This window comes from Microbacterium barkeri (assembly GCF_027921765.1).
GTDB classification, from domain to species: Bacteria; Actinomycetota; Actinomycetes; order Actinomycetales; family Microbacteriaceae; genus Microbacterium; species Microbacterium barkeri.
Genome location: NZ_BSEJ01000002.1, coordinates 20,999 through 33,452 on the forward strand (window position 1 = coordinate 20,999; position 12,454 = coordinate 33,452).

At 71.9% G+C, this 12,454-nt stretch carries 11 protein-coding genes; 2 read left to right on the forward strand and 9 right to left on the reverse strand.

Annotated features, from left to right (window positions below; translation table 11 throughout):
* The first annotated feature begins 9 nt into the window (after positions 1-9).
* Positions 10-780 carry a lysophospholipid acyltransferase family protein gene (locus PKE79_RS03175; protein ID WP_271172218.1) on the forward strand — a complete coding sequence of 257 codons (771 nt, stop codon included), beginning with the start codon at positions 10-12 and terminating at the stop codon, positions 778-780.
* Between the two features lie 3 nt (positions 781-783).
* On the opposite strand, the gene PKE79_RS03180 is transcribed toward PKE79_RS03175, so the two are convergent.
* Positions 784-1,251 carry an OsmC family protein gene (locus tag PKE79_RS03180; protein ID WP_271172219.1) on the reverse strand — a complete coding sequence of 156 codons (468 nt, stop codon included), beginning with the start codon at positions 1,249-1,251 and terminating at the stop codon, positions 784-786.
* Positions 1,252-1,313: 62 nt separating this feature from the next.
* Here PKE79_RS03180 and PKE79_RS03185 point away from each other — a divergent pair, with 62 nt between their 5' ends.
* Complete coding sequence (locus PKE79_RS03185) at positions 1,314-2,309, forward strand: asparaginase (RefSeq protein ID WP_271172220.1); 996 nt, start codon at positions 1,314-1,316, stop codon at positions 2,307-2,309.
* A gap of 27 nt (positions 2,310-2,336) precedes the next feature.
* Here PKE79_RS03185 and PKE79_RS03190 read toward each other — a convergent pair whose 3' ends face one another.
* The 8 genes from PKE79_RS03190 to atpA form a co-directional block, all read right to left on the reverse strand.
* On the reverse strand, positions 2,337-5,099 hold the full coding sequence (locus PKE79_RS03190; RefSeq protein WP_271172221.1) for an FtsK/SpoIIIE domain-containing protein: 2,763 nt from the start codon (positions 5,097-5,099) through the stop codon (positions 2,337-2,339).
* Between the two features lie 311 nt (positions 5,100-5,410).
* Positions 5,411-6,316 (reverse strand): PP2C family protein-serine/threonine phosphatase, encoded by a 906-nt coding sequence (locus PKE79_RS03195; RefSeq protein ID WP_271172222.1) that lies wholly within the window; start codon positions 6,314-6,316, stop codon positions 5,411-5,413.
* 148 nt (positions 6,317-6,464) lie between these two features.
* The gene (locus PKE79_RS03200) at positions 6,465-7,220 is read right to left on the reverse strand and encodes a DUF5684 domain-containing protein (RefSeq protein WP_271172223.1); all 756 of its coding nucleotides are present in this window, start codon (positions 7,218-7,220) and stop codon (positions 6,465-6,467) included.
* 70 nt (positions 7,221-7,290) lie between these two features.
* On the reverse strand, positions 7,291-8,049 hold the full coding sequence (locus tag PKE79_RS03205) for a YaaA family protein (protein ID WP_271172224.1): 759 nt from the start codon (positions 8,047-8,049) through the stop codon (positions 7,291-7,293).
* Positions 8,050-8,140: 91 nt separating this feature from the next.
* Complete coding sequence (locus PKE79_RS03210; RefSeq protein WP_271172225.1) at positions 8,141-8,401, reverse strand: F0F1 ATP synthase subunit epsilon; 261 nt, start codon at positions 8,399-8,401, stop codon at positions 8,141-8,143.
* Between the two features lie 2 nt (positions 8,402-8,403).
* Entirely contained in the window at positions 8,404-9,852 is a 1,449-nt protein-coding gene (atpD, locus tag PKE79_RS03215) for a F0F1 ATP synthase subunit beta (RefSeq protein WP_271172226.1), read from the reverse strand.
* Between the two features lie 31 nt (positions 9,853-9,883).
* The gene (locus PKE79_RS03220; protein ID WP_271172227.1) at positions 9,884-10,774 is read right to left on the reverse strand and encodes a F0F1 ATP synthase subunit gamma; all 891 of its coding nucleotides are present in this window, start codon (positions 10,772-10,774) and stop codon (positions 9,884-9,886) included.
* 22 nt (positions 10,775-10,796) lie between these two features.
* Complete coding sequence (gene atpA, locus PKE79_RS03225; protein ID WP_271172228.1) at positions 10,797-12,440, reverse strand: F0F1 ATP synthase subunit alpha; 1,644 nt, start codon at positions 12,438-12,440, stop codon at positions 10,797-10,799.
* Positions 12,441-12,454: the final 14 nt, after the last annotated feature.

The following is a 12,454-nucleotide window of genomic DNA, read 5'->3' on the forward strand; positions in this document are numbered from 1 at the left end:
CCTGGAGGGATGACCGACGACGTGCAGAACCGGGCCGAGTCCGACGGCTCACCCGTCCGCCCCAGCTGGGTCTACACGCTGGGGCGCGTCGTCCTCGCTCCTCTCGCCCGCGCCGTCTACCGCCCTCGTGTCGAGGGCAGGGAGAACATCCCCGCCGAGGGGGCGGTCATCCTCGCGAGCAATCACCTGTCGTTCATCGACTCGATCGTCATCCCGATCGCGGCGGCACCGCGCCCTGTCCACTTCCTCGCGAAGTCGGACTACTTCACCGGCACCGGCTTCAAGGGCTGGTTCTCGCGGACGTTCTTCACGGCCGTCGGCGCGATCCCGGTCGACCGCGCCGCCGGGCAGGCCGCGCTCGACGCGCTCGACCGGCAGAAGGACATCCTCGCGACGGGCGCGGCCGTGGCGCTTCACCCGGAGGGCACGCGCTCGCGCGACGGGCGCCTGTACAAGGGCCGGACGGGCGTCGCGTACCTCGCGCTCGAGAGCGGCGCCCCGGTCGTGCCGATCGGGCTCATCGGCACGGACAAGGTGATGCCGGTGGGCGCTCGCATGCCGTCGCTCCGCGACCGGGTGACGGTGCGCTTCGGCGCGCCGATCGATGTGTCCGTGCACGGACCGGCCTCCTCGGGCAAGGCGCGCCGCGCGGCCACGGATCAGATCATGGCGGCCATCCACGAGCTGTCCGGCCAGGAGCTCGCCGGGGTCTACAACGAGCTTCCGGCGAGCAGCACGCTCGAGAAGATCAAGCGCGCCCTGCCCCACGAGCGCCTGTAGCCGTCAGCCGACGGAGACCTCCGCCTCGTGGTGCACGGGGAAGTTCACCGAGTTGGCGATGAAGCACCACTCGTGGGCGTCGTCGTGCGCCGCGCGCGCGTCCTCGACCATCGACGCGTCGGCGACCGTGACCCGCGGGCGCAGCGTCACGCTCTCGTAGCGCCCGCCGTTGCCCTGCTGGCGCATGGTTCCGACCGCGTCATCGACGTACGACGTGACGACGACGCCGCGGACCACGCACGCGTGCAGGTAGGACAGCAGATGGCACTCCGACAGCGCCGCGAGGAGCAGGTCCTCGGGGTTCCAACGCGCGCCGTCTCCGCGGAACGCGACGTCGGCGGATGCGAGCACCTCGGGCTTGCCCTCGATCCTCAGCGACACGGACCTGTCGTAGTCGCGGTATCCGGATGTCCCGGTGCCCCGGTTGCCGGTCCAGGTGGCGGTGAGCGCGTAGTGGTGTTCGCCGAGCATGCCCCCAGTGTCGCACCGCGGACGCCGACGAAGGGCCCGCGGCGCTTCGTTAGGGTTGTGAGGTGACCCCAGAGACCTTCACCGCCCCGGATGCCGTCGAGCTCGCCGTCGTCGATCGAGGAGGGTTCGTGGAGTCCCGCCACGTCGGCGCCGCGCTCGTGCTGTCGCCCGACGGCGAGGTGGTCACGGCGCTCGGCCGCACCGACGCGCTCGTGCTCCCCCGCTCGGCGCTCAAGCCGCTGCAGGCCATCGGATCGGTCACCGCGGGCGCGCCCCTCGAGGGCGAGCGACTCGCGCTCGCCACCGCGAGCCATGCGGGTACCGACCGTCACGCCTCGGTGGTGCGTGACATGCTCGGATCGGTCGGCCTCAGCGAGGACGCCCTCGGATGCCCCGCACAGTGGCCGAGCGACTCGACGACCCGCGACGCGATGGTGCGCGACCACTTCGAGCCGTCCCGCCTCCGGATGAACTGCTCGGGCAAGCACGCCGCGATGCTCATGGCGTGCGTCGCGAGCGGCTGGGACACCGCGACGTATCTCGACCCCGCGCATCCGCTGCAGCTGCGCATCCGCGAGGTCGTCGAGCGACTGTCGGGCGAGCGCGTCGGCGCCACGGTCGTGGACGGCTGCGGCGCGCCCGTGCACGCGATCACGCTCGCCGGGCTCGCGCGCGCCGTGCACCGGGCGGGCAACTCGTCGGAGCGGTCGCCGTTCGCGATGCACCGCGTCGCGGGCGCGCTCGTGCGGGCGGTGCGCGAGCACCCCTGGACGGTCGACGGGCCGGGCCGCCCGGACACGGTCGCGATCGAGACGTTCGGGGTCTACTCGAAGTTCGGCGCGGAGGGCGTGCAGACGATGATCGCTCCCGACGGGACGACCGTGGCGCTCAAGATGCTCGACGGCTCGACGCGCGCGGGGCTCGTCGTGGCGCTCACCCTGCTCGCACGGGCGGGCGCTCTCTCGGCGGAGGCGGTCGACTCCTTCGCGCGCAGCCACCCGCTGCTGTCGATCCGCGGCGGCGGCGTCGAGGTGGGTCGCATCCGCGCGACCGTGTGACGCCGAGCCTGACCGAGGCGCGTCGGATCATGGCAGGACGATCCGTCGCGGCGGGAGACCGTCGGCGCACAGCCACGCCCGCGAGGCGCGCGTGCGCGCGAACGGCGGCAGCTCCCGCTCCCCGGTGAGCGCGCGCAGCTCGGTCGCGCACTCGGCGCCCACGACCAGCGGATGGCCGCCGCGCGCCTCCTGAAGGAGCGCCCACTGGCGCTGCCACGACTCCGGCTCCCCCGCGACGACGACCGGCGCGTCCGCGCCAGCGAGGCTCTCGAGAGATGATCCCGGCGGGAGCTCGTCCAGGGCGAGGATCCGCACGCCGTCGCCCCATCCGTCGGCGAGCGCGGCGCAGCGTCGACGTGCCGCTTTCACGACCAGCGCGGTGACGGGAGCGCCCGGGCGCCAGGCGACGGGCGTGGCCGGCTCAGCCTCGCCGCGAACTGCGCCGGGAGCGAGAGCGAACTGCACCTCTTGCCCGTCGAGGACCCCGCGCCCGGGCGGCCGCCGCGGGTCGAACGTCGTCGCGTCGCCGCCGGCCGCGGCGTGGTCGGCGCGCGACGCGAGCGCCAGGAGCGCCCGCCGCGGAAGGAGATCGATGATCCGCGCGACCGCGCCGGTGACGCGCGCGGTCGTCGCGACGACGGTCATCCGCCTCTCCCCCGCATCGCGCACGACGTTCTCGATGCGCTCGGCGATGGCGTGCGCGTAGTCGTGGGGGAATCGCGCGAGCAGAGCGTCGAGATCGTCGACGAGGAGCAGCCCGTCGACGGCGTGCTCGGCGCACTCGACGGCATCCCAGGCTCCCTCCGCGTCGCGGGGGACGACGATCGCATCGGGGCGCTGCGCACGGACGAGACGCACGACGTTCGAGGTGCCGCTCCCCGATCCGCCGACGACGACGAGCCCGCGCTCGACACCGGGGCGGAGGGTCACCACCGGCTGGCGCTGCCGCTCCGGATCGTCGGCGATGCCGAGCACGACGGCGGAGGCATCCGGCTCGCGGCCGCGCACCGCGGCGAGGGGCAGCTCGGACGGCAGCGGCGGCAGCCACGGGCCCTGTGCGCGCGGCGCCCCCTCGGCGCCGATCGGCGCGAGCTCGCGCGGGGTGGTGAGCGCGATGCGCGTGAGCCGTGGCGCCGCGTCGGCCGCGCGGCGGATGTACGCGAGGCCGCGCCCGTCGGCGCCGCCCGGCAGCGTCGCGGCGAGATCGACGCCGATCACGCCGCGGCTCTCGGACGGCTCGGCGACGCGCAGGGCGATGCGCAGGGGGCAGTTGGCGACCAGGGCATCGCGGAGCACGCCCGTCGAGCGCTGCGTGCCCAGGATGAGATGCATGCCCAGCGCCCGGCCGCGTGCGGCGACGTCGGCGAAGACGGCGTGGAGATCCGGGTGCTCCTGCAGCATGGCCGCGAACTCGTCGACGACGATGACGAGGCGAGGCAGCTCGACGCCGGGCGCGCCGACATCGCGCGCCCCGCACGCAGCGAGCCGTGCCTCGCGCCGGCGCACCTCGGCGCGCAGGCTCTCGACCGCCCGCCGCGATGCCGCCCCATCGAGGTCGGTGATGACCCCGGTCACGTGCGGCAGCTCGGAGAGCGCATCGAACGCGGTTCCGCCTTTGAAGTCCGCGAGGAGGAACACCACGCGGTCGGCGGTGTAGGTCCTCGCAAGCGACGCGACCCACGTGACGAGCAGCTCGCTCTTGCCCGCTCCCGTCGTCCCCACGACGACCGCGTGCGGACCGTCGGCGACGATGTCGATCACGGCCGGCTCGCCGTCCGCCCGCCCCACGACCGCCGGCAGACCCGCGCGATCCCCGGACGCGACGGGCTCGAGCTCGCCGAGGGTCAGCGCGGCATCGGGCCCGCCGCGGCCGCCGCGCTCGGCTCCGCGGCCCGCGAGCCCCTCGGCCACGGCCTGCGCCTGCGCGCGGGAGACGGCCTCGAGGGCGACGTCCTCCTCGTGCGTGCCGCGGATGAGCCGCCCCTGCAGGCCCTCGCCGACGTCGAGGACCGCCCCGCAGGCCTCGGGCGGAGCGGCATCCGGCGCGCGGACCGCGATCACGATGTCCGCGTCCGGTGGCGGTCCCTCGCCGGAGAGCGCCAGACGCCGCGGCGCTGAGGTCTGCCGATGCGGCAGCGCGTCCATCCACTCCTCCCCGGGAGGAGCCGCCGCGACGCCGAGAGCCTCGGGAGCCACCCGCAGGCAGACCTGGAGCGCGAGGGCGCGCGCCACCGCCTGGGCCACGACCGGCGCTCCCCGCACGCACACGCCTTCGCCCGGTGCGATGGAGATCGGGGCATCGGGAAGGACCCCCGCCCGCCGGCGCAGGGCGTCTGCGCGCTCGCCCTCGCCGCCCGACACCCGGACGCGACTCGATGCTTCCCCGCGGCCGACCACGAGTTCGTCGGATGAGGCGCGCCACACCGCGCGCTCGTCGGCGAGCAGCGCGCCGAGATCGACGAGCCGGCGGTTCAGCTCGACCCGCTCGCGATCGTGGCGCTGCTCGATCTCGCGCTCGATGCGCGCACACGCCTCGGCGTAGGCGGCGTCGGCGCGCCGACGCTCCCGTCGGGAGCTGCGTCGCGCGTCGACCGCGGCGGCGACGGCCATGAGCGGGCCGAGGGCGGCGAAGCAGAGAGACAGCAGCGACCCCGTGACGAACCACATGGCGACGCCGCCGACGACGGGCACGAGCGCCGCGAACAGCGGCCAGCGTGCGGGCCGCGGCGGCGGGGCGGGCGACGGCAGAGAGAGCGGCTCGTCGATGCGCGCCGCGAGGGGACTCGTCATGCTCCCATGTCACCGCGGATGACGAGTCGGATGGCCGGCGACTGCTCCCCTGTGGACAGGCGCGCCGGGCGCGCTGGCCTGTGCACGCGGCGCGGGCCGCGCTGTGGTGCCCGGAATCGGATGGCCGGGGCTCCTGTGCGCGTGTCTGTCCCAGGAGTGCTCACCCGCCCCGCCGATCCGAATCCGGTGACGCTCGCGCGCGAGGGCCGATCCGGCCCGGGCCGATCCGGCGACGCTCTCGCGCGTGGGCCGATCCGGCGCGAGGGCCTGTGCCCGCGGCGCGGACCGGCCCGCGCCGACGTCAGGACGTGCTACGCGGCCGGGCCCGCCGTCTCGGACGGGTCCGGGTCCTCATCCGTGCCCGAGGCGCCTGCCGTCTCGGCGGCGTCGACGGTCGGCAGCTGCGCGGTCGCGGCGTCATCGGCGGACGCAGGGGCCGGAGCGCCGGGCTCGGTGACGTCGACGACGATGATCGAGATGTTGTCGCGCCCGCCGTTCTCGAGCGCCGCGGCGAGCATGGCCTCGATGGCCGCGGCAGGGTCGGGGTTCTGCCGGAGGAAATGGAGGATGCCGTAGTCGGTGAGCTCCTTGGTGAGCCCGTCCGAGCAGATCACGAAGCGGTCGCCCGCGCGCACGTCGAGCCGCACGTAGTCGGGGATCACGCTCTCGCTCGGCCCCACGGCGCGCGTGATGACGTTGCCGTACGGGTGGTTCTCGGCCTCCTCGGGGCTGAGCCGACCCGAGGCGACGAGCTCCTGCACGAGCGAGTGGTCGACCGTGATCTGGGCGATCGCGTCATCGCGGTCGAGATAGACGCGCGAGTCGCCGATGTTCAGGACGATCCAGGCGTCCTCCTCGCCGTCCGCGTGGAGGTAGATGCCGGTGACCGTCGTGCCGGTGCCCTCGTCGGTCGTCTCTGGGTGATCGCCGATGTCGCCGACGGCGCGCTGGAGAGCCTCCTCGATCGCCTCGGGCGTGATGTCGCCGTGCTCGACCACGCGCTGCAGCTGCGCGATCGTGCTGGCGCTCGCGATCTCGCCGCCGATGTGGCCGCCCATGCCGTCGGCCACGACGAAGAGCGGGAACTGCGCGAGCACCGCGTCCTGGTTGATCTCGCGCTTGCGACCGCGGTCCGTCACGGCCGCCCACGAGACGGTGACGTCGCCTCCGGATCGTCGCACGATCGTCGACTGCGTCGTCACGGGTGCGTCTGGCACGGATCGGCCTCCGGGTGTCGTGGAGCGCTCGTGCGAGCGAGCGCGGGTCATCACATCTTAGTCGAGCCGTGCGACCCGGCTGCGTCGGCCGCACGGCGGAGGGCCCGCACCGGTGCCGGTGCGGGCCCTCCGCGGGGTCGTCAGCGCGTCACGGCTGCGCGGGAGGCGCGGGCGGGGCCGGCGGACGGTCGTCTCCCGCCGGCGGGGCGGGCGGCGTGGTTCCGCCGGGAGGCGGCGGGCACGCTCCGGGCGCGTCGCCCGCGGGCGGGAAGGCGCCGGTCGCGTCGGCCGGCGGCGGGTATGCACCCGGGGCGGGCGGCGGCGGGTACGCGCCGGGCTGACCGGCCGCGGGCTGGCCGTAGGCCGGGGCGGCCTGGCCGTAGCCGGGCGCGGCAGCGGGCTGGGTCGGCACGCCGTCCCACACGGTGCGGTCGCCGAGGAATCCGTTGCCGGCCCACGTGGCGGGCGCGACGTTGGGGTTCCAACGCGACTTGTCGAAGGCGTTGATGCCGAGCCACACGAGCGACAGGAACACGTAGAGGACGACCCACGCGCCCTCCTTCTGGAGCTTGAGCCCGACGCGGTAGGCCGCCATCGCGGACAGGACCGCGATGGCGAGGCTGAAGACATACCCGATGCCGATCCAGCTCAGCAGCAGCGCGCCGCCGAGGCCGTACAGGACGAGCCAGGGGCTGAGGTCGCCGAGCTTGAAGAACACCATCATGTTGTAGACCGGCACCCAGGCGCGCCAGCGCCCCTGCACGCCCGCCTTGTCGAAGATCTTCATCAGGAACCACGAGCCCAGGACGTAGAAGACAACGCCGATCAGGAGTCCGAAGAAGGCGAAGAGTCCCGCGAGCGCGAGAATCGCGCTGCTGTCGGGACCGTACACGTCGTCATACATGGAAGTTCCCCTCTGTCTGCAGCTGACGTCAGCCGCAGCTCACACGATGCCAGAAGCGCGGTATCCCCCGCTACTCCCGCGCGAAGAGCAGCACCTCGCGCGAGCTCTCCCCCGGCCGCAGGTCCAGACCGGCATCCGCCGCCCACGCGAGGAGCCCATCCGCCGTCCGCCACGTCGGACGCGACTCCGCGAGGGCGCGCACGAACAGGCCCTTCGCCTTCTTGTTGAAGTGGTTGAGGGCGCGCACCGCTCCGTCCGCGCCCTCGGCGACGACGGACACGTAGACCGACGCGACGTCGTCGGGCACCGGGCCGAGGTCGACATACGCCTTCGAGCGCAGGTCGACGACGAGCCCGTCGGCCGCCTCCCGCAGCGCCTCCCCCGTCGGGCCCGCCCAGTGGCGGCGGAGCGCGGGAACGCCCGGCAGCGAGGTGCCCGCGGCCAGCCGATACGCGGGCACGAGGTCGCCCGCGCCGATCGGGCCGAACGGCGCCGTCTGGATGAGCGCGTGCCGTGCGAGCCAGCCGCGCGCGGCAGCCGACAGCGACGCCGCGTCGAGCGCGTCGAACAGCACGCCCGTGTAGCGGTCCATGGCGGGCATCGTGGGCGCCGTCAGCAGCGCGGCGTTGTGCGCGATCTCGCCGCGCTGGCGCTCGCTGAGCTTCAGCACGCGCGCCGCACGGTCGGCGTCGGCCGAGAGCGCGACGAGGGCCTCGGCGACGTCCTCGCGGTGGCGCCGCAGCGAGGGCAGACGCAGGCCCCCGAGGTCGATCGGGGGCCGGTCGCCACCGGGCCGCTTGGTCTCGGACGGGGGAAGGAGGAGGAGCACGGATGGTCCCTTCCGCACGGATGGTGCGCAGACGAAAGCGCCAGGGCGGAGGATCCGAGGATCCTCCGCCCTGGCGGGAAGGTGAGCTGCGTCAGTCGACGAGCTGGGCGTGGCCGGCGACGATGGTGAGCACGTCGCCCTCCATCGACACGAACCCGTCGCGGGCGTCCGCGACGATCTTCGTGCCATCCGCCTGCGTGATGCGGACCTGCCCCTGAGAGAGGATCGACAGCACGGGCTCGTGCCCCTGCATGAAGCCGATCTCACCCTCGGTGGTCTTGGCGACCACGAGGCTCGCCTCGCCCGTCCAGACCTCCGCCTCAGCGGAGACGAGGGTGACGTTGAGCGCCATGATCAGGCGTTCTCCTTCTGGATCTTCGCCCACTGCGCCTCGACGTCGCTGATGCCGCCGACGTTGAAGAACGCCTGCTCAGCGACGTGGTCGAACTCGCCCTTGACGATCGCGTCGAACGACTCGATCGTCTCCTTGAGCGGAACGGTCGAGCCCTCGACACCGGTGAACTTCTTCGCCATGTAGGTGTTCTGCGAGAGGAACTGCTGGATGCGGCGTGCACGCGACACGACGATCTTGTCCTCTTCCGAGAGCTCGTCGACACCGAGGATCGCGATGATCTCCTGCAGCTCCTTGTTCTTCTGGAGGATCTGCTTGACCGACGTCGCGACGCGGTAGTGGTCCGCGCCGAGGTAGCGCGGGTCCATGATGCGGCTCGTCGAGGTCAGCGGGTCGATCGCGGGGTACAGACCCTTCGACGCGATCTCACGCGAGAGCTCGGTCGTCGCGTCGAGGTGCGCGAACGTCGTGGCGGGAGCCGGGTCGGTGTAGTCGTCGGCCGGCACGTAGATCGCCTGCATCGAGGTGATCGAGTGACCGCGCGTCGAGGTGATGCGCTCCTGGAGCACACCCATCTCGTCGGCGAGGTTGGGCTGGTAGCCCACGGCCGAGGGCATGCGGCCCAGAAGGGTCGACACCTCGGAGCCCGCCTGCGTGAAGCGGAAGATGTTGTCGATGAAGAGGAGCACGTCCTGCTTCTGCACGTCGCGGAAGTACTCCGCCATCGTCAGAGCCGACAGGGCGACGCGCAGACGCGTCCCCGGCGGCTCGTCCATCTGGCCGAAGACGAGCGCGGTCTTGTCGAAGACGCCCGCGTCCTCCATCTCGTGGATGAGGTCGTTGCCCTCACGCGTGCGCTCGCCGACGCCCGCGAACACCGACACACCGCCGTGGTCCTGCGCGACGCGCTGGATCATCTCCTGGATGAGGACGGTCTTGCCGACGCCCGCACCGCCGAAGAGGCCGATCTTCCCACCCTGCACGTAGGGGGTGAGGAGGTCGATCGACTTGATGCCGGTCTCGAACATCTGCGTCTTCGACTCGAGCTGGTCGAAGTTCGGCGCCTTGCGGTGGATCGGCCAGCGCTCCGTGACCTCGAACGTCTCGCCCTCGCCGAGGTTGAGGACGTCGCCGGTCACGTTGAAGACCTTGCCCTTGGTGATGTCGCCGACGGGCACCGAGATGGCCTCGCCGGTGTCGCGCACCTCCTGGCCGCGGACCATGCCGTCCGTCGGCTTCAGCGAGATGGCGCGGATCATGTCGTCGCCGAGGTGCTGCGCGACCTCGAGCGTGATCTCGGTCGACTCCTCGCCGATCGTGATCGTCGTCTTCAGCGCGTTGTAGACGTCGGGGATGGCGTCGTGCGGGAACTCGATGTCGACGACGGGGCCCGTGACGCGTGCGACGCGCCCGACCACCGCAGTGGTCTCAGCCGTGGCGTTGGCAGTCATACTTTCGTCTCTTTCCTGGTGGGTCTGCAGCTCAGGACGCCAGCGCGTCGGCGCCGCCGACGATCTCGGCGATCTGCTGAGTGATCTCTGCCTGTCGCGCGTTGTTGCGCAGGCGCGTGTAGTCGGTGATCAGCTTGTCGGCGTTGTCGCTCGCCGACTTCATCGCCTTCTGCGTCGCGGCCTGCTTGGCGGCCGCCGACTGCAGGAGCGCGTTGAAGATGCGGCTCTGGATGTACACCGGCAGCAGGCGGTCGAGCACCTGCGTGGGCTCCGGCTCGAACTCGTAGAGCGGGTAGACGTCGGCCGGGGCCGTGTCATCCGCGTCGACGACCTCGAGCGGGAGCAGGCGCACCGACTCCGGCGTCTGCGTCATCATGCTGACGAAGCGGTTGTACACGACGTGGATCTCGTCCACGCCGCCCTCGCTCGCGTCGAGCTCGTACGCCTCGATGAGTGCCTGGGCGATCTCCTCGGCCGTGTCGAAGTGGGGCGTGTCGGCGTCGCCGACCCACTCCGCCTTCGCCGCGACACGACGGAACTGGAAGTAGCCCACCGCCTTGCGTCCGAAGAGGTAGAAGTCGATCTCCTTGCCCTCGGACTTCAGCAGCTCCGCCAGCTCCAGACCCTCGCGGATCACCTGCGAGTTGAACGCGCCCGCGAGGCCGCGGTCCGCGCTGATGATGACGACCGCCGAACGCCGCACCGTCTCCGGCTCGCGCGTGAGCGGGTGGTCGATCGACGTGTGCGTGGCCACGGCCGAGACCGCTCGCGTCACCGCGCGGGCGAAGGGCGATGACGCGCGCACGCGCGCCATCGCCTTCTGGATGCGCGAAGCCGCGATGAGCTCCATCGCCTTCGTGATCTTCTTGGTCGTCTGAGCAGAAGAGATCTTCTGCTTGTACTCCCTGAGTTGTGCGCCCATGATGCGTCTTCTCCGGAAGGCGTTACGCCTTGCGGCCCTTGACGATCCGCTCCTGGTTCACGTCCTCGGCGGCGGCCGGCGCGAACTCCTCGCGTCCTGCGTCCGTGAGGTGCTTGCCGTCGCCCTGCTTGAACTCGAGCACGAACTTGTCGACCTGCTTCTCGAGCTCGGCCACCGTGTCGTCCTCGAGCTTGCCCGAGTCGCGCAGCGTGTCGAGGATCGACGTGTTGCGGCGGAGGTAGTCGAGCAGCTCGCGCTCGAAGCGGAGGACGTCCTCCACCTCGATCGTGTCGAGCTTGCCGTTCGTTCCGGCCCAGATCGAGACGACCTGCTCCTCGACGGGGTACGGGGTGTACTGCGGCTGCTTGAGCAGCTCGGTCAGACGCGCACCACGCGCGAGCTGACGGCGCGACGCCGCGTCGAGGTCGCTCGCGAACATCGCGAAGGCCTCGAGCGAGCGGTACTGCGCGAGCTCGAGCTTGAGCGTGCCGGAGACCTTCTTGATGTGCTTCAGCTGCGCGTCGCCGCCGACTCGCGAGACCGAGATACCCACGTCGACCGCAGGACGCTGGTTGGCGTTGAAGAGGTCGGACTGGAGGAAGATCTGGCCGTCGGTGATCGAGATCACGTTGGTCGGGATGTACGCCGAGACGTCGTTCGCCTTCGTCTCGATGATCGGCAGACCCGTCATCGAGCCGGCGCCGAGCTCATCGGAGAGCTTCGCGCAGCGCTCGAGCAGACGCGAGTGCAGGTAGAAGACGTCACCGGGGTACGCCTCGCGCCCCGGCGGACGACGCAGCAGGAGCGACACGGCGCGGTAGGCCTCGGCCTGCTTCGACAGGTCGTCGAACACGATGAGGACGTGCTTGCCCTGGTACATCCAGTGCTGGCCGATGGCCGAGCCGGTGTAGGGGGCGAGGTACTTGAAGCCCGCCGGGTCCGAGGCGGGAGCCGCGACGATCGTCGTGTACTCCATGGCGCCGGCGTCCTCGAGGGCGCCCTTCACCGAGGCGATGGTCGAGCCCTTCTGGCCGATCGCGACGTAGATGCAGCGGACCTGCTTGGTCGGGTCGCCCGACTCCCAGTTCGCCTTCTGGTTGATGATCGTGTCGATCGCGATCGCGGTCTTGCCCGTCTGGCGGTCGCCGATGATGAGCTGACGCTGGCCGCGGCCGACGGGGATCATGGCGTCGATGGCCTTGATGCCCGTCTGCATCGGCTCGTGGACGCTCTTGCGCTGCATAACGCCGGCGGCCTGGAGCTCGAGCGCGCGGCGTCCCTCGACGCCGGTGATCTCGCCGAGGCCGTCGATCGGGTTGCCGAGCGGGTCGACGACGCGGCCGAGGTAGCCCTCGCCGACGGGGACCGAGAGGACCTCGCCCGTGCGGGTGACCGTCTGGCCCTCTTCGATGCCGGTGAACTCGCCGAGGACGACGACGCCGATCTCGTGCTCGTCGAGGTTCTGGGCCAGGCCCAGCGTGCCGTCCGCGAAGCGGACGAGCTCGTTCGCCATGACGCCCGGGAGGCCCTCGACGTGGGCGATGCCGTCTGCCGCGTCGGTGACCGTGCCGACCTCGTTCGCCGCGGAACCGGTGGGCTCGTAGGCGGCGACGAAGTCCTTCAGCGCGTCACGGATGACGTCGGGGCTGATGGTGATGTCTGCCATTGTCTTCCTTAGTG

Bases quoted from the DNA above. Each gene is read 5' to 3' on its own strand.
- PKE79_RS03175 (WP_271172218.1), top strand. From the start codon at position 10: ATGACCGACGACGTGCAGAACCGGGCCGAGTCCGACGGCTCACCCGTC.
- PKE79_RS03220 (WP_271172227.1), bottom strand. From the start codon at position 10,774: ATGGGCGCACAACTCAGGGAGTACAAGCAGAAGATCTCTTCTGCTCAG.
- PKE79_RS03190 (WP_271172221.1), bottom strand. From the start codon at position 5,099: ATGACGAGTCCCCTCGCGGCGCGCATCGACGAGCCGCTCTCTCTGCCG.
- PKE79_RS03180 (WP_271172219.1), bottom strand. From the start codon at position 1,251: ATGCTCGGCGAACACCACTACGCGCTCACCGCCACCTGGACCGGCAAC.
- PKE79_RS03200 (WP_271172223.1), bottom strand. From the start codon at position 7,220: ATGTATGACGACGTGTACGGTCCCGACAGCAGCGCGATTCTCGCGCTC.
- PKE79_RS03210 (WP_271172225.1), bottom strand. From the start codon at position 8,401: ATGGCGCTCAACGTCACCCTCGTCTCCGCTGAGGCGGAGGTCTGGACG.
- atpA (WP_271172228.1), bottom strand. From the start codon at position 12,440: ATGGCAGACATCACCATCAGCCCCGACGTCATCCGTGACGCGCTGAAG.
- atpD (WP_271172226.1), bottom strand. From the start codon at position 9,852: ATGACTGCCAACGCCACGGCTGAGACCACTGCGGTGGTCGGGCGCGTC.